Source organism: Dysgonomonas gadei ATCC BAA-286 (assembly GCF_000213555.1).
GTDB lineage: Bacteria > Bacteroidota > Bacteroidia > Bacteroidales > Dysgonomonadaceae > Dysgonomonas > Dysgonomonas gadei.
Window position 1 is genome coordinate 50,509 of the sequence record NZ_GL891989.1, and the last position, 16,023, is coordinate 66,531.

Genomic DNA, 16,023 nt, shown 5'->3' on the forward strand with positions numbered 1-16,023 from the left:
TCTCTCTCTCTCTCTCTCTCTCTCTCTCTCTCTCTCTCTCTCTCTCTCTCTCTCTCTAACAAAATATGGCTAACCTCCAAATTTTCAACAGGAAGAATAAAGAGTAAAGTTGATATTTTTTCGTTGATTTGGTTTCTTAGGGCCATATTAACTGAGGGTTCATCTTGATTTTATAATTTGAGAAGAGAGATTAAGTACGGCTAATCATATAGTTAGTCTCTACTTCAGATAATTCTTCTATAGTTTGATACAGCAAAGATATTAAAATATTTTAATGCTAGTGTAAGGAGGTGTTAATTTTTTACAATTTAAACGGTGAATGTGAAATTCAGATGCAATAAAATTTCATTTAGTAAGTTTCTGTATAACTAAAAACTTATCATTAATCTTAACAGTCTGAATAGACTTTCCGCCCCCAGATATTCTATATTCAGTAAGTCTTTTACTTAGATTATAAGTTCTTTAATGCTTTGAGAACAAAGATAGGATAGGTGGTAGAATGTGTTCCTCCTTCAAAATAATGTGTGCTGACATTTACTCCTCTTTTTTGTAGACGGTCATATGCTAATTCTGTGTTGAAAGTCGGTACCCATGTGTCTTTTGTTCCATGAACAAGGACTACTGTTCCTTTTGCTTCGAAATTACTTACATCATTGTCTATTAAAGCTTTTATAAAAGCCTCATCAGTTTTTTCTGAAATACCTTTCACAAAAATAGGATTAAATGCTTTTGAAGGAACAGAAGGAATTTGCTGTTCCTGCATGATTTTGTCAGTTTCGGTATATTTTTTCACAACAGACTCTATCTCCGGTTGTACCAACTGATTTAAGTTTCGGTTTATATTATATACTTTGTTATATGTAAGCAATACCCATAGATAGGATGCTGTGAAATAGGGCGAGTCGCCGGATGTTTGCTGAATCACATGGGTTGCTGTTTCTACTTTATCATAAGCTCCTGCTCCGGCAACAGTTGTTATATCGGTAAAATTTCCGGGGTTTTCACTGAACGACTTCAGTGTCGACATTGTAGCAAAGCCGCCTTCGGAATAACCGAAAAGGAACAGCTTAGTAAGATTGATATGTAGAGACTTATCCTGTGCAAATGATGGGACAGCTTCGATTAGCTTCCGGGCGGCTTCTGCCAATGATGATCTTACTTCATAATAATGCATGTCCTTTTCGTTTGCACCATAACCGAAATAGTCGGGAACTACTACAATATACCCATTTTCGTGGGTAGCAGGGATAAGGCTTAAAGCATCTTTTACAGTAGTGGCATCTTTAAATTTATTAAGGGATGGGGCGTCGGACTCATCAAACAGTGTTCCATGCTGGATGGAGACAATGCTTAATTGTTTATCTTTATCTCCGGCAGGTAAAACCGGATAGCCAATAAGTCCCGACAATATCTTTGTTTTCCCGAACGGGTCTGTTGCCTCATATGTTACCTTTGTGAAAGTGATATCATATTTTATCTTTCGTAATTCATCCGTTAAAACAGAATCTGATAGTTTCAGGCTGTTTTTTAGGTATTGCCTGTAATTTTCTCTGATAACATCGGCCTTTATTGTCTTTATTGTGTTTTCACTTTTTATCAGTGATGATTGGCTATTGATATTACAGGATATTACCAATAATGGTAAAAGAAAACATGAAATGAGTTTGTTTATAAAGTTCTTCATCAGTGTATATTTTAGAATACAATTTGCATCTGCCCTAAAACAATATTCGAATTTGGAGCATTCCATTTAGATGAATAATCGGAATAGGTATAGTTGAGTTGGAAGCGGCACGATTTGTAAAAGTAATAATTTATACCCAGAGTATAATCCATCACTTCATTATTAATCTCCTTATTCTGATTCAGATAATCAATTTTTGCGAATGCATTTAACTTTTCGGGTATAAAGTACCATAGTCCCACACCGTGGATACCCTCTTTGGCAATACCTCCATCATTGGCTTTTATCCATTCGGCGCGTGCGTATAACCTGTCGTTTTTATAATCTGAACTGACAATCCAACGATTCCGGACATGGTCGTTTCTTTCACTATCTCCAGCCTTTATATACGTAGCTTCGCCAAAATATCCGCCACCACCTATGTGGAATCCCTTTACAGGTTGCAACATAATATTAGCTGTAAAATCTTTCGAATTGTTTGTTTCATTGGTAATAAGTCCTGTTCCTTGATATATACCAAGCCCATATTCGAGAAGGTCGTGAGTACCGGTATTGATGAGGCTGCCGGATGCTTTAATACCCATGTCGCGTCCGATGTTATTTCTGTTGTTTTGTAATTTTAAAACATCGTCACCCATGCCCGCAAATGCTGAGACGGAACGTGTATTGGTGATTGACTCAAGAGCGGTAAGAGAGAATTGATTTTCGAGAGAAAAAGGGGTTTTCATTTGTCCTATCCTAAGATTAAAACTGCTCGAAGGAGTCCAGTCTACATAATATTCAGTCAGTGTAGGGTTCACAAACTCCATCATTACAAAGTATTTGAGATCTTTGAAGATTTGCCCTTGCATATGCAGGAAAACGACTCTGGTACTCAGGTCATGCTTTACTTTGTTTACATCACTATACTTATACATCAACAAACCATATCCCCCGAATTGCATATATGGGGTATTGAATGCCTGTCTTATTTTATCTACGGATTGGGAAAGCGAACTATTCCCGGTATTCTTATTTGATGATACCTGTAAAGAATCGGCTTCATCTTGTGTGAGTATATTCTTCTCTACTAATTTTTTTAGAAGTTCACTGTTCGAATCTTGTGAGTAAGTCAAAGAGCATGCTGTAAATAAAGAGAGTACAAGTAGCAGTTTCTTCATAAAGTCTTTTGAATGGTTTATTATTTATATAAATTAATTGATATTTATAGGTTCACCAAGATATTTTGGCCCTTTGCCCGTAATGATGTCGACAAAGACTTTCACCCGCGCAAATAATTCTCTTATTTTAGTACGGTACGAAAAGCGGTTCAGATCAATATCTTTTGCATTGTATCCGTATGCCTCCAATCCGTAATATTGAGCAAGGAATATAGCTCTTTCGTTATGAAACTCCTGAGATACGATAATAAAAGATTTTTGTCCGAATATCTCACTCATTCTCACTACTGAGTCTAGTGTGCGCAGTCCTGCGTAATCCATGTATATAATGTCTCCGGGTACTCCGGCTTCTACTAAAGCATCATGCATATCCTGAGCTTCATTGTAGTCTTTTGTGCTGTTATCTCCACTCACAACAAAAGCCTTTACCTTTCCGGCATCGTATAGCTCTTTGGCTGCCCGGATGCGGTATGTAAAGTATAAATTCTGGCGGCCTCCTATATATCTGGCTGCTCCCAATACTAATGCAGCCTTTTGTGGCGGAATACTATCAGTGTGGTTAAAGACGTAATTCTTGGTGTCATGGGGGATCTTCCAGTTAGCAAAGAGGATTGCCAGTCCGATAATTATCAGAGGTATAAGTATTATCAACAAAACTTTAGTTAATTTCTTTTTCGTGTAAGGCTCCATTAAATGCGGTCTAGTACTTTTTTGATTAAATCTTCTATCGAACCTTTATAATTAGCGTTTGATTCGCCGGCAAGGCGGTTGGCGATAATTGTACATACAGTCATGGCGCGATGTCCCATCAGTCGCCCTAATCCTGCGAGCGGAGCACTTTCCATTTCATAATTGGTTATCATATCTTCCCCGAAGCGGAATGTTTCTATCTTGCTGTTCAGATCGGGATTGGCCAGAGGTATGCGCACATGCCGTCCCTGCGGGCCATAAAAACCGATAGCTGAAATAGTCACACCTTTTATCATATCGTGTCCCACTTGTTCCACAAGGCTTTCATCCGCTTTGATCACATAAGGCGCACAATGTTGAGGATTCCAGCCTACATGTTTTTTGAATGCCGCTTCAAAATCGTTCAAAGTGATACTGTTTCGTCCGTCATAATAATTCAGTACACCATCGAATCCGATCGATTTAGCCGCTACTACATATGATCCTATCGGACAGTATGGTTGTAATCCGCCTGATGTCCCGACCCGTACCATTGTCAGTTGTTTGAAGCCTTTCTTTACTTCACGGGTATTGAAGTCCACATTGGCTAAGGCGTCCAGCTCAGTGAGAACAATATCTATATTATCAGGCCCAATGCCATGTGATATGGCTGTTATGCGTTTGCCTTTGTAAGTTCCTGTAATGGTATGAAACTCGCGGCTTTGTATGTTACATTCTATAGTGTCGAAAAACGAAGCTGTGAGGGTAACTCTTTCAGGATCGCCCATCATTATTATCTTATCTGATAGTTGTTCCGGTTTTATGTGAAGATGGAATACGCTGCCGTCGCTATTGATAATCAATTCTGAATCAGGTATTATTCGCATAATTTATCCATTTAGTATTTTGAAATGCAAAGATATGCAATTTTGTTCATCAGGGAGATTGTAAATGATATAAAGTAAAGACTTAACAAATCTGATTTTATTTTTAACTTTGTGAGACACTCAAGAGCTATTCTTTCCTTATAGATAAATTGAATATATAAATGATAATAACCATGAAAAGAAAACTAAGCGTATTTTTATCAATCATTTGCAGTTGCATATTCCTTTCCGGTAGCAGCCTGTATGCAAAAGAACCGGAAAGAAACTTAAGGGATGACGGGGAACTGTTCAAAGTTGCCATTGCAGGTTATACCTTTGTTAACTTCAATCTGGATGAGACATTGAAGATGATGCAGGAAGTAGATGTCCATTATCTCTGCATTAAAGACTTTCATCTGCCTCTGGCCAGTACCGATGAGGAGATTGCAGCATTTCATGCAAAACTCGCGGCTCATAACGTCACCGGATATGCCGTAGGACCTATCTATATGAAAACAAAGGAGGAAGTAGACCGCGCTTTCGATTATGCTAAGAGGGTAGGGGTGAAGTTAATTGTCGGCGTACCTAATCATGAGGTATTGCCCTATGTTGACCAGAAAGTGAAAGAGTATGACTTCAAGTATGCCATTCATCTGCATGGGCCTGATATCAAGTTATATCCGAATGCTACCGATATTTACGAGAATGTAAAAGACTTGGATCCGCGTATTGGTATGTGTCTCGATATTGGCCATGATGCCCGTGACGGACAAGATCCCATCGCCGATCTGAAGAAGTACAAAGACCGTGTGTTTGATATTCATATGAAGAATACGACTGCTGCCAGTAAAGAAGGTAAAACCGGAGAAATAGGACGCGGCGTTATAGATATTCCCGCATTTGTGCGTATGCTTCGCGAGGTAAAGTACGATGGAGCTTGTAGCCTGGAGTATGAACGTAATATGAAAACTCCTCTGGCGGGGATAGCCGAATCTATCGGTTATTTTAGAGGGGTGATAGATGCTACGAAGTAAAATCCTTATTTTTGCAGGATAAAATTATTCAAATGAAAATTACCCTTCTTGTTATAGGCAAAACGGATGCCGGCTATTTTATCGATGCTGTCAGTGAGTATCAGAAACGGCTCGAGCATTATATTCCTTTCGAGATACAGGTTATACCTGATATAAAGAATACAAAGAGCCTTACTGCCGATCAGCAGAAAGAAAAAGAAGGAGAACTTATCCTCAGGAGCCTGCAAGCGGGTGATTATCTGGTCTTACTGGATGACAAGGGAAAAGAATATACATCCATGCAATTCGCCGCTTATATTGAAAAGAAGACACATACGGTAGCCAAACGACTTGTCTTTCTGATTGGCGGCCCTTACGGCTTTGCCCGAAGTGTGTATGATAAGGCGAATGAAAAGCTGACCCTTTCGCGTATGACTTTTTCGCATCAGATGGTGCGGCTGATATTTGTAGAGCAGCTATATAGGGCCATGACAATTTTGAATAATGAGCCCTATCATCACGAATAAAATAAGAACGGGTTCAGCTATAAGTTGAACCCGTTTCCTTATATAGATATAAATCTTACATATTCATACCGCCGCAAACAGGGATAGCCTGTCCGCTAACATACGAAGATAAATCAGAACCTAAGAATACAGCTACATTAGCCACATCTTCCGGAGTACCACCGCGACGCAATGGAATTTGTTCCGCCCACTTTTGTTTTACTTCGTCAGACAATACGCCAGTCATTTCTGTAATGATGAATCCCGGACAGATGCAATTGGCACGAATGCCTCTCGAACCTACCTCTTTAGCTATTGATTTAGCCAATCCGATCATGCCGGCTTTAGACGCAGAATAATTGGTTTGTCCTGCATTACCTGAAAGACCTACAACTGAGCTCATATTGATAATGCTGCCGCCTTTCTGTTTCATCATGATAGGAGTGACGGCATGGATGAAGTTGAATGCTGATTTCAGGTTGATATTGATAACCATATCCCATTGTTGTTCGCTCATACGCATCATCAAGCCGTCGCGGGTAATACCTGCGTTGTTTACAAGGATATCGATCTTCCCAAAGTCTTTCATTATTTCTTCTACTACTTTATGTGTATCGTCGAAGTTTGCAGCATTAGATGCGTATCCTTTAGCTTTCACTCCGAAAGCAGCAATTTCTGCTTCAGTAGCTTTTGCGTTATCATCTATCGCTAAATCGGTGAATGCAACATTTGCACCTTGTTCTGCATATTTTAGGGCAATGGCTTTACCTATGCCGCGGGCTGCACCTGTAATGACAGCAGTTTTACCTTCAAGTAATTTCATAATTTAAAATGTAAATTAAATATAAATTCAGTTGATTCTCATTTCTTCTTTTTGATTCCTTCGAATATCAGATAGGCTATATTTTCGCGCTGAGATTCTGTTTTCAGGCTCTCTGCTCTAATCTGCCCTCTTATGTATGGGACCTCTAAGCCTTTCAGTGCATGGTGAAGTATCTCGGCAGTGGCTTGTGTATCGGGCATCTCGAAAGTTCCCTCTTCTACACCTTTGGTCAATATATCATTAAGTACCTGGATTTCTTTTATGTCGAATGACTTGCGAACGTTCTGCACGCGCCATATGTCGCGGAAAAAGTCAGCTTTTAGCGTACCATTTCGCACTACAACATTTTTTACTGCATCGAACCGGGTATAAAAGAAAAGGAGAAGCTTTTCATCGGCAGGAAGTTTCTTGCTCGCTACCGATTGCAGGGCGTGATACATCTGGTCAAGCTCTGTTTCCAGTACTGCCTGGTAAACCTCATTCTTATTGTTGAAGTATGTATATAATGTACGGCGGCCTTTATGCGAAGCCACAGCAATATCATTCATGGTTGTGTTATCCACACCCAGTTTTGCGAATAGTTGACGAGCTACGTCAATTAATATATTTCGGGTTTTGTTTATGGCCATATATTAAAACTGCACACAAATATTCTAAGTGTGCAAATTTAGCATAAAAATATTGAATATATAAGATTTTAGATGTTTTTATCAGTTTTTCTTAGGAAATGTGAGAAAATGGAATCTGGTCGCTTCTATTGGAAAAGGTAACAGGAAAGCAATTAAAAATTAAGAATGAATAATTAAAAATTAACTTGTCAGTCATCAGTTAACAACTTGTATCTCGTGTCTTGTTTATTCGTATCTCATACAACTTCCAACTTACTACTTGTTAAAAGATAACAAATGTAACACATTTTTAGCTTTTAGCTGATAGCTTATGTACAAAACTTGACAAATCTGACGACTTTTCACACAATTTTTATTGTCACTTTTTCAACTTATTACTTAAAACTTACTACTTATTTCAATCTTTCAAAGAACTCCGGCTATTAAAGGCTCGTATATATAGATAAAGGGATCTCTGTATTATGCAAATAACCTCAAGCCAAAGACTTGAGGTTATCTGTTGTAAATAAAAAAGTTTATTGTCCTTTTGCCTTATAATCTTATTCTATAACGGCAGCAAAGCCCCCGTTTCTTGCCATGTTGATCTTTATTTTGTCCCCTGATTTCACACTTGATGATTTTTTTCGATAATCCATCGCCTGACGTCCCGCATTAATGCCATCCTCAAAAGACGTCATTGTATACGTTTTTCCATTGTTTAGAAAGTTCAGGTCCAGTTCAAATTCACGGGAGGTTTCTTTATTGTTAGTCATACCGCCGATATACCATTTATCACCCTTGCGTTTAGCTACTATCGCGTATTCTCCTGCCTGCGCCGCTAAAGCTTTAGTTTCGTCCCATGTGGTAGGCACTTGTGTGATGAACTTTGTGCAATCCTCATTGCGGTAGTATAAAGTAGGATTATCCGCTAACATTTGTAGCCCGCTTTCGAAGATTACAAATAGCGCCAGCTGATAAGCACGTGTTCCTATACTCGCAGAATTCGGCCTTTGTCCGCAATATACATTCGGTTGCATGCTGATCATGGCTCCCGGTGTATAATCCATAGGCCCTACGGCATTACGCATAAACGGAAAATAAACACTGTTGTCGGGAGTACAGCCGCCCATTTGCTCCATTCCTCTTACGCCCTCGTAAGAGAGTACGTTCGGATACTTATATTCCAGTCCGGCCGGTTTGAAAGAGCCGTGAAAATCAACAAGGATATTGTACTTCGCGGCTTCTTTTGCCACTCTTTCGTAATAGTTTACCATCCACTGGTCGCTTCTGTCCATGAAGTCGATTTTTACACCCTTTACACCCCATTCCTGAAACGTCTTGAATATCTCGAAATTGTTTTCTACAACCAGCCATGTAAGCCAGAGTACAATGCCTACATTCTTTTCTTTTCCGTAGCGGATCAGTTCATGTACATCTACTTTCGGATTCGGTGTGTAAGGATCGCGGGTACTCATTGCCCAGCCTTCATCCATAATAATATAAGGGATTCCGAACTTAGAAGCGAAATCTATATAGTACTTATATGTTTCCAGATTGTATCCCGCAACAAAATTTACATCCGGGCCGTAAGGCGATGCATCATTCCACCATTCCCAGCTTACCTGTCCGGGTTTTATCCATGATACGTCTTGCAGTTGGCTTTTAGTCGCAAGGTTGTATGTCATGGTGTTTTCTATCAGTTGTTTATCGTCTTTTGTTATCACAAAATAACGCCACGGATAATTCCTTTTTCCGGACGCCTTGGCGATATAATCGGCTTCTTTGAGCAGCTTTACACTGCGGTCACCGTCGTCACCAAATTCAAGGGGGACTTTGGGGAATACCGATTGCATACCGTTAGTGCCTGTGCCTTTAAGAAACAGGCATGGATAATCAGACAGGTCGGATTCCGAGATAAGTATTTTGTATTGCTTCTTTGTATCTATCAATACAGGGAGTACAGCCATCTTATCCGAGGCTTTCCAGTCTGTACTTTCTATGTGTGTATAGGGTTCCTCATATGCAGTTTTGAAACTGCCCGGCTGTTGCAGGTGCAGCAGATAGCCGGCTGGGAAGTTTACAACGAAGTCTTCACCTAATACTTCTACTTCCGTTTTCTTATTTGTAATAAAGCGGTAAGCAATTCCATCATTATAGGCACGGAATTCGATTGAATAATCGCCTTTGAATGTAAGCAGGAGTTGGTTATACTCATCTTTTACAGTTGAAAACTTCAATGGGACAACAGGTTTGCTTTCCGATTTTACCTGTGACCGTTTTTGTTTCGCTAATTTGGGCTTTTGCCCCAGAGTGTCGTTTCTAAGGTTTAGCTGTAAATAATTATTTGTTAATAATGTATCACTATTGTACGAAATATTATAATATATCTTATCGGATATATTTAATGATACCTTGAGTTCTCCGTTCGGAGACGACAGTTCTGTTTGTTTCTGCGCATGCAAGTATAATGCGAAGCAGTTTATCAATAAAACTGTGAGTAAGATTTTTTTCATTCCGGTCGTTAAATTTTAAGGGGTGTTATTGATTTATAAGTTATAAATTATAAATTAAGAATCATAAGTTACATGTCATTCACAGCACTCTTGATTCTTAATTATTCATTCTTAATTATTTTATAGCTCCTATCCGTGCATACATTTCAACCATAGCAGCCTGTGTCAATAACCATTTTTTGTCATCCTTCTTTTCTCCGCTCCAGTCGGTATTGAAGAGCCCGTTATTGTCGCGGGTGTGTGCCCATGCATAATCCAGATTCTTATCGAAGGCGTCTATATAGGTCTTGTTGTTGTCCAGATGATATAGTTCTATAAAACCTCTTAGCATAACAGCTATAAACCAGACGTCGCCTTTCTTCAGTAATCTGAACTGTTCGCCCTCCGGTGAGGTGAAATCGGTAAAGAAGTGATTGTAGCATGACCCGGCTATATTCTGAGCCTCGGAGAGATATGTTTCATCCTTTGTAAATTTATATAAGAGCGCCGCAGATTGCATCATCTGCCCACTGTTGTAAGCATATTTTGCTTCGCCTATTTTGCCGTCCAGCCTCACATTGTCATAGTAAAGATAGTCTGATGTATCCTGTAAATGCTTTTTGGTCCAGTCATACAGGTTTTTTCCAAAATGGAAGTATGTGCTGTCTTTTGTGGATTCGAAAAGTTTCAGTGCAAAGACAGAACCCGGGGCGTTCGAACAGGTATTTTTTGATTCTTTTTTCTGTTCGCACCAATAGATGCCACCGTCCAGTTTATCGTCGATACCGCTGGCTACGAAAGTCCAGATAAGCTTTGCCTTATCAAGATATTTAGGCTCGTTAGTCATCATATAAGTGTCAGTAAAGTCGATACCCAGCCATACATTATCATCGTAGAAACGGTCCGATCGTGGAGCGGTATTGATATAGGAGGCATATCCCGGAGGATTTCTTTTCAGATCGAAATACTCTTCCAGTCCCGGAAGTACTTTGGTGTCCAGTATTTGTTGGTATTTTTTGTCATTTGTTGCTTCAAACAATGCGTTTACAGCAGAGAATGTACCGGAATAGGGCCACAGGTAGGAATACTGGTTGGGGGTATTGGCCTGTTCTGAAGAAGCCAGATATGTGGCCATGTATGCTTCATCGAACGGATAATTTTCCCGTAGAAGATTCGTATTCGGAGCCGAATAATTCTGATAAAGGGAATCGAGTGTAAGCCGGGCTCTTTCTTTATTAGAGGGGATGTTTGATGCTTCTTTTTTATTACAATTGCTAAAGGCGCAGATACTGATGATTAAACTAAAAAAAATGGATGTCCTTTTCATTTACCTTATTTTTGTTTGTTGAAATATTTTGTTCCATAGGTTGCATATCTAAAGATATGATATTGGCTTGTTCCTATTTCTTATACAAAGGTGAAACAATGCTATAAAAACCGAAACCGGTCTAAGCACAGGTATTAAATGTTAATCGTTAATTTTCGGGTACTTATTTGCAAAATGATGCATACCGGCAAATATATTCTTTAAATATATGAACAGATAAGTATGATGATGACAAATAGCTTGCAATGATACTAAAATTATGTGATATCTGCAAAAGAATGTTTTTGTAAGATCTATCTTTGTTAAGTCCGTTGATATGGAGTTTGATAATCTATAAATGTCTTGTCACTAGATAGTTTGTTCTGTCGTATTATTCCCCTTGTAATCTTTTTCAGTCGGAGATCATGGCCTCTATATACTCTCTTTGGGAATTTAGGAACTCAGCCTGTAAGAGTTCGTTTGACTTTGTTATCAGAGTAGAATATTTCATTAACGATTCGAGCCATTTTTTCTGGATAGCGCAGGCTTCGTGATTGAATACCATTATCGGGTTTACTGTATATACCCAGAACTGTGAACATACATTCCCATCGTATTCAAGATAGGAATAATTAGATTCAATATTTAGCGCTGATAGATAAATAAGCATATTTACACCTGCCTTATTGGTTCCGGTTTGTAATATCTGCTCCAGTTCGTTGACTATTTGCCGCAACTCTTCCTGCATCGCTTTCAATTCCTCTTTGTCTATAAGGTTTCTTCTGTAATAATATAACATCTCGTCTATTAAAGATGAAAAAACATTTTTATCTATTATTAAGGTGATATTATTTAATCTCAGATAATTATACGCGTATTTTTTATAGTCTGCATTCAGTTGAGATGGGACCTCTAATTCCGAAAAGTAGAAATTGAGAGGTACATTATGGGTTTGATGAACCCATTTGAAATACCTGAATTTTTTAATGTATTCATAATTCGCTGTCAGAACGATAGATACTCTGTTATTTGCAATAATTACTTCAGACGACTTTGCTTTTCGTATCTTCTCATAAATGTTGTTGATATTGTTTATGATCTGTGAATAAGTTTCTGTGGCTTCCGGAGTCTTGCTTACATTCAAATCGAAAAAGGCACGTTCTTTACTGTTTTGTCCTACTAATTCGTCAAGGGACAGCCCAAGTTTGGCAGATATTATTGCCGCTTCCTCCAATGTGAGCGGTATGTCTCCTCTGACTCTGCGATAGGCCGATTCTCTGCTTATATCCAGTATGTCCATAAGGAACGGAACTGATTTTTGGTTCACAGGCATATAGTCTTGTATAGCAGCGATAAGTTTATCGCTCAATAATATATTCTTCATAATGTTTTCTTGTATGAGATAATAACCCCTTTTCGGATAAAATGTTTTGAAAATCGTTGAAATAAATGGATCGAGTAAAACTCTATTATATATTGTATGAACAAAGATGTAGAAAATTCATGAATTTATTTATACCGAAAACTATTTGTTTTCAAAAAAAATCATGCATGAAGAGTAGATGAATAAAAGGGGATTTTTTATTCATACTATTAAATCACTACATCTAGTGATTGTTGGAAATAAAGAGAATATATTACTTTGTGCATTCCAATAAATATAATTTATGAGACAACATTCTTATATGAAAAATACATTATTGATAATGTTACTATCTGTATCGACCATTCCTCTTTTTGCAAAAGGTGAATTGCCAAAAGATACATTATATACAGAGTTGAAAAATGATATAGTTATCCTTTCCACTACGAAAGAAACCAACAGCCTGAAATCTTTGCCGGCCGCAGTTTCAGTTTTCTCTCCAAAAAATCTGGATGCATTACAGGTACATTCCCTGAAAGACCTGAGCGCTATTGTGCCTAACTATTTCGCTGCGGATTATGGTTCTAAAATGACTGCACCTGTTTATATACGGGGGATAGGCGCACGGTCAGGCGACCAGACGGTGAGTATGTATGTGGACAATATTCCGTATTTTAATACGACATCTTTCGATACAGAATTATTCGATATACAGCGGATAGAGGTGTTGAGAGGTACACAGGGTACACTCTATGGCCGCAATGCAATGGGGGGTATTATGAATATTTACACTTATTCACCTTTGACATATGAAGGTACGAGTGTTAGGGTAGGTGGAGGAAATTATGGCTTGTTCACGGCCAATGCGTCCCATTATCAGAGGCTGAATAATAAAACGGGACTCTCTGTCGGAGCCTATTACCGCCAGGATAACGGATATTTCACCAATCTATATACAGGCAAAAAGGCCGATGACCTGAAGAATACAGGAGCCCGGGCTAAGTTCGTATGGGACATAACCTCACGTCTTTCATTGAATTACAGTCTGAGTTTCGATTATGTAGATCAGGGAGCTTTTCCTTATGCGAATGTAGCAACAGGGGATATAAATTATGATTCGGAAGGCTACTACAAGCGCAGGCTCGTAACAAACGGACTGGCCCTGAAATATACAGGTAACAACTACGAGATAAATTCCACAACCGGATATCAATATCTCAATGATGAAATGAATATGGATCAGGATTATACGCCTTTGTCCCTTTTTCAGATAAACCAGCGTCAGCGCCAGAATTCATTGAGTCAGGAAGTCACTGTAAAATCGGTGAGCGCTTCCGATTATCAATGGTCGTTCGGCGGATATGGTTTTTACGATTACCTGCACAACACGCCTCCTGTATATATGATGAAAGACGGGATAAAGCGTTTTCTGCAAGACCCGTTGACAAACGCAGGGGCACCCATTACTTTTACCGATAATCAGATTGATCTGAATGGTGAGTACAAGCGCCCTATTTACGGATTGGCAGCCTTTCATCAATCGACATTCAATAACCTGTTCGGACTAAAAGGCTTCTCTGCCACGTTGGGATTACGCCTCGATTATGAAAAGACAAAACTGGATTATAATGCCTATACCTCTGCCGGATTTGATATAAATACAGGGCCGGGCAGGCCTGTAATATCCGATAGGGTTGCCACAGAGCTTGTAGGCAGTTCATCTTCCGACTATCTGGAATTATTGCCGAAAGGTGTTCTGAAATACCAGTTCAACCCTGACTCATATGTATATGCGTCAGCATCTAAAGGGTATAAAGCCGGTGGACACAATATCCAGATATTTGCCGATTTATTACAGGAAGCCTTAGAGGAAGCGATGAAAAACAGTATGCCGGGAGCTCAGCCTTCAGAGGATAATACTCCGATAAATGAGCGTATTTCATATGACCCTGAATATAGCTGGAATTACGAATTGGGAGGACAGGCCGATATAATCAGTAATACTTTATCTGCCAATGTTGCGTTGTATTATATGGATGTACGCGATGTGCAGATTACCCAGTTTATAAAGACCGGGGGCGGACGTATGGTAAGCAATGCCGGCAAAGCAGAGAGCAAAGGCCTGGAAGTCGGGATAAAAGCCCGTCCCTGCAATGGCTTTTATCTTTATGCAAGCTACGGATTAGCCGATGCCACATTCAAGGATTATAAAATAAGGGATAAAGAAGGGACTGTTATCCACGATTATACAGGAAATCATATTCCTTTTGCTCCAAGTTCTACATTCAGTATAGGCGGCAGTATTTCTTACGATTTCAAACATAATACAATCCTTGATAAGATCACATTCGATACCAACTTTGCAGGAGTAGGCAAAGTATACTGGGCTGAGGATAATGATATGTCCCAAGGCTTTTACGGTACACTCAACGCTCATCTGGCATTGGATAAAAGTATATTTACACTCGAATTGTGGGGAAAGAATATCCTCGACAGGGATTATAATACGTTCCTGTTCGAATCTATGGGCGACTATTTTGCACAAAAAGGAAAGCCGATGCGCTGGGGGGCTTCGCTGAAAATTGCATTGTAGTTGATTGAATGTATTTTGATGTAGGGGCGAATAAATATTCGCCCGCAACAATCAACGGGCGAATATTTATTCGCCCCTACGAGCGATAATTCAATTTGTATTTCTTTTATTTTGGCAGGTTGAACGCGACTTTCAACGCTTCCATATCCTTCATGGACGTACCTTCCGGCTCGAATCCCATCGATTTGGCTGTCAGGTAAATCTGTGCGGATTTGGATAAGGTATCCACCATGTCGAAAGCCTCCATTATGTTTTCACTGACAGAGCAGACCCCGTGCTTTTCCCACATCACCACATCGTAGTCTTTCAGCATTTCCACCGTGGCATCTGCCAGTTCCATCGAGCTTGGCATTTTGTACGGGATGATACCCAGGCCTTTCGGACAGAACGCCCGTGTTTCGGGAATCATACTCCAGAGCAGGTAGGTAAGCTTGTCTTTTTCGAGGAAAGCGGGATTATGAGTCATTGCTATCAGGTCGATAGGATGCGTATGCAACGCCGCTTTATAACCCGAGCCTATTCCTATCTGGTAATTGTGCATCGATAAATGTGACGGAAGCTCAGAGGTCGGCTTCACCGGATTATCCGCTATTATCACATAGCTGGCACAGTCGTCGAGAATCCGAATAACGGATGCATTTTCCATCGGCCAGCGAGCAAGGTCGCGCATACGCCTGTTTGTACCTTTGCAGAAGAAATAGCAGCCTTTGAGATGCGGAAGAGGCTTTCCTATCTGCATCACTTCGCTTATGGGCTTCATATTCCGTATTTCATCGTCTACCACATCGGTAATATTGATCGTGATATTTCCACCGTTACGTTCAGCCCATCCTTTCTGCCACAGGTAGCCGGCTACTTCGGCAACTTCATTTACCCGTTTGGCGAGTTCGGGGCGATTTTCCAATATTGATTTCATTTTTATAATATTATAATTTCTGTA

General features: G+C 39.5%; 13 protein-coding genes. 3 read left to right on the plus strand and 10 right to left on the minus strand.

Annotation, left to right across the window (positions count from 1 at the left end):
* Positions 1–451: 451 nt before the first annotated feature.
* The 4 genes from HMPREF9455_RS17400 to HMPREF9455_RS17415 are packed head-to-tail and all read right to left on the minus strand — an operon-like array spanning position 452 to position 4,400.
* On the minus strand, positions 452–1,684 hold the full coding sequence (locus tag HMPREF9455_RS17400) for an alpha/beta hydrolase family protein (RefSeq protein ID WP_006801056.1): 1,233 nt from the start codon (positions 1,682–1,684) through the stop codon (positions 452–454).
* Between the two features lie 11 nt (positions 1,685–1,695).
* Positions 1,696–2,844, minus strand: coding sequence for a porin (locus HMPREF9455_RS17405; RefSeq protein ID WP_006801057.1), 1,149 nt, complete (start codon positions 2,842–2,844; stop codon positions 1,696–1,698).
* A gap of 33 nt (positions 2,845–2,877) precedes the next feature.
* Positions 2,878–3,534 carry a SanA/YdcF family protein gene (locus tag HMPREF9455_RS17410; RefSeq protein WP_006801058.1) on the minus strand — a complete coding sequence of 219 codons (657 nt, stop codon included), beginning with the start codon at positions 3,532–3,534 and terminating at the stop codon, positions 2,878–2,880.
* Positions 3,534–4,400, minus strand: coding sequence for a nucleoside phosphorylase (locus HMPREF9455_RS17415; protein ID WP_006801059.1), 867 nt, complete (start codon positions 4,398–4,400; stop codon positions 3,534–3,536). The genes HMPREF9455_RS17410 and HMPREF9455_RS17415 overlap by 1 nt, the downstream gene beginning before the upstream one ends.
* A gap of 173 nt (positions 4,401–4,573) precedes the next feature.
* Between HMPREF9455_RS17415 and HMPREF9455_RS17420 the strand changes: the two genes are divergently transcribed.
* Positions 4,574–5,413 carry a sugar phosphate isomerase/epimerase family protein gene (locus HMPREF9455_RS17420; RefSeq protein ID WP_006801060.1) on the plus strand — a complete coding sequence of 280 codons (840 nt, stop codon included), beginning with the start codon at positions 4,574–4,576 and terminating at the stop codon, positions 5,411–5,413.
* A 32-nt stretch (positions 5,414–5,445) separates the two neighbouring features.
* On the plus strand, positions 5,446–5,919 hold the full coding sequence (rlmH, locus tag HMPREF9455_RS17425) for a 23S rRNA (pseudouridine(1915)-N(3))-methyltransferase RlmH (RefSeq protein WP_006801061.1): 474 nt from the start codon (positions 5,446–5,448) through the stop codon (positions 5,917–5,919).
* 55 nt (positions 5,920–5,974) lie between these two features.
* Here the strand turns inward: rlmH and fabG are convergent, their stop codons facing one another.
* The 5 genes from fabG to HMPREF9455_RS17450 form a co-directional block, all read right to left on the minus strand.
* Positions 5,975–6,721 (minus strand): 3-oxoacyl-[acyl-carrier-protein] reductase, encoded by a 747-nt coding sequence (gene fabG, locus HMPREF9455_RS17430; protein WP_006801062.1) that lies wholly within the window; start codon positions 6,719–6,721, stop codon positions 5,975–5,977.
* Between the two features lie 38 nt (positions 6,722–6,759).
* Complete coding sequence (locus HMPREF9455_RS17435; RefSeq protein WP_006801063.1) at positions 6,760–7,350, minus strand: TetR/AcrR family transcriptional regulator; 591 nt, start codon at positions 7,348–7,350, stop codon at positions 6,760–6,762.
* Between the two features lie 539 nt (positions 7,351–7,889).
* Positions 7,890–9,842: a glycoside hydrolase family 97 protein gene (locus HMPREF9455_RS17440; protein WP_006801064.1), complete on the minus strand. Its 1,953-nt coding sequence runs from the start codon at positions 9,840–9,842 to the stop codon at positions 7,890–7,892.
* A gap of 115 nt (positions 9,843–9,957) precedes the next feature.
* Entirely contained in the window at positions 9,958–11,148 is a 1,191-nt protein-coding gene (locus tag HMPREF9455_RS17445; RefSeq protein WP_006801065.1) for a glycoside hydrolase family 76 protein, read from the minus strand.
* Positions 11,149–11,539: 391 nt separating this feature from the next.
* Positions 11,540–12,511 (minus strand): helix-turn-helix domain-containing protein, encoded by a 972-nt coding sequence (locus HMPREF9455_RS17450; protein ID WP_006801066.1) that lies wholly within the window; start codon positions 12,509–12,511, stop codon positions 11,540–11,542.
* A gap of 283 nt (positions 12,512–12,794) precedes the next feature.
* Between HMPREF9455_RS17450 and HMPREF9455_RS17455 the strand changes: the two genes are divergently transcribed.
* Positions 12,795–15,083, plus strand: a complete 2,289-nt coding sequence (locus HMPREF9455_RS17455) for a TonB-dependent receptor (RefSeq protein ID WP_006801067.1) — start codon at positions 12,795–12,797, stop codon at positions 15,081–15,083.
* A 106-nt stretch (positions 15,084–15,189) separates the two neighbouring features.
* On the opposite strand, the gene rhaD is transcribed toward HMPREF9455_RS17455, so the two are convergent.
* Positions 15,190–15,999, minus strand: coding sequence for a rhamnulose-1-phosphate aldolase (gene rhaD / locus HMPREF9455_RS17460; RefSeq protein ID WP_006801068.1), 810 nt, complete (start codon positions 15,997–15,999; stop codon positions 15,190–15,192).
* Between the last annotated feature and the right edge of the window lie 24 nt (positions 16,000–16,023).

Excerpts from the sequence above, each read along its gene's own strand:
- HMPREF9455_RS17400 (WP_006801056.1), bottom strand. The coding sequence starts at position 1,684 with ATGAAGAACTTTATAAACAAACTCATTTCATGTTTTCTTTTACCATTA.
- HMPREF9455_RS17405 (WP_006801057.1), bottom strand. The coding sequence starts at position 2,844 with ATGAAGAAACTGCTACTTGTACTCTCTTTATTTACAGCATGCTCTTTG.
- HMPREF9455_RS17410 (WP_006801058.1), bottom strand. The coding sequence starts at position 3,534 with ATGGAGCCTTACACGAAAAAGAAATTAACTAAAGTTTTGTTGATAATA.
- HMPREF9455_RS17415 (WP_006801059.1), bottom strand. The coding sequence starts at position 4,400 with ATGCGAATAATACCTGATTCAGAATTGATTATCAATAGCGACGGCAGC.
- HMPREF9455_RS17420 (WP_006801060.1), top strand. The coding sequence starts at position 4,574 with ATGAAAAGAAAACTAAGCGTATTTTTATCAATCATTTGCAGTTGCATA.
- rlmH (WP_006801061.1), top strand. The coding sequence starts at position 5,446 with ATGAAAATTACCCTTCTTGTTATAGGCAAAACGGATGCCGGCTATTTT.
- fabG (WP_006801062.1), bottom strand. The coding sequence starts at position 6,721 with ATGAAATTACTTGAAGGTAAAACTGCTGTCATTACAGGTGCAGCCCGC.
- HMPREF9455_RS17435 (WP_006801063.1), bottom strand. The coding sequence starts at position 7,350 with ATGGCCATAAACAAAACCCGAAATATATTAATTGACGTAGCTCGTCAA.
- HMPREF9455_RS17440 (WP_006801064.1), bottom strand. The coding sequence starts at position 9,842 with ATGAAAAAAATCTTACTCACAGTTTTATTGATAAACTGCTTCGCATTA.
- HMPREF9455_RS17445 (WP_006801065.1), bottom strand. The coding sequence starts at position 11,148 with ATGAAAAGGACATCCATTTTTTTTAGTTTAATCATCAGTATCTGCGCC.
- HMPREF9455_RS17450 (WP_006801066.1), bottom strand. The coding sequence starts at position 12,511 with ATGAAGAATATATTATTGAGCGATAAACTTATCGCTGCTATACAAGAC.
- HMPREF9455_RS17455 (WP_006801067.1), top strand. The coding sequence starts at position 12,795 with ATGAGACAACATTCTTATATGAAAAATACATTATTGATAATGTTACTA.
- rhaD (WP_006801068.1), bottom strand. The coding sequence starts at position 15,999 with ATGAAATCAATATTGGAAAATCGCCCCGAACTCGCCAAACGGGTAAAT.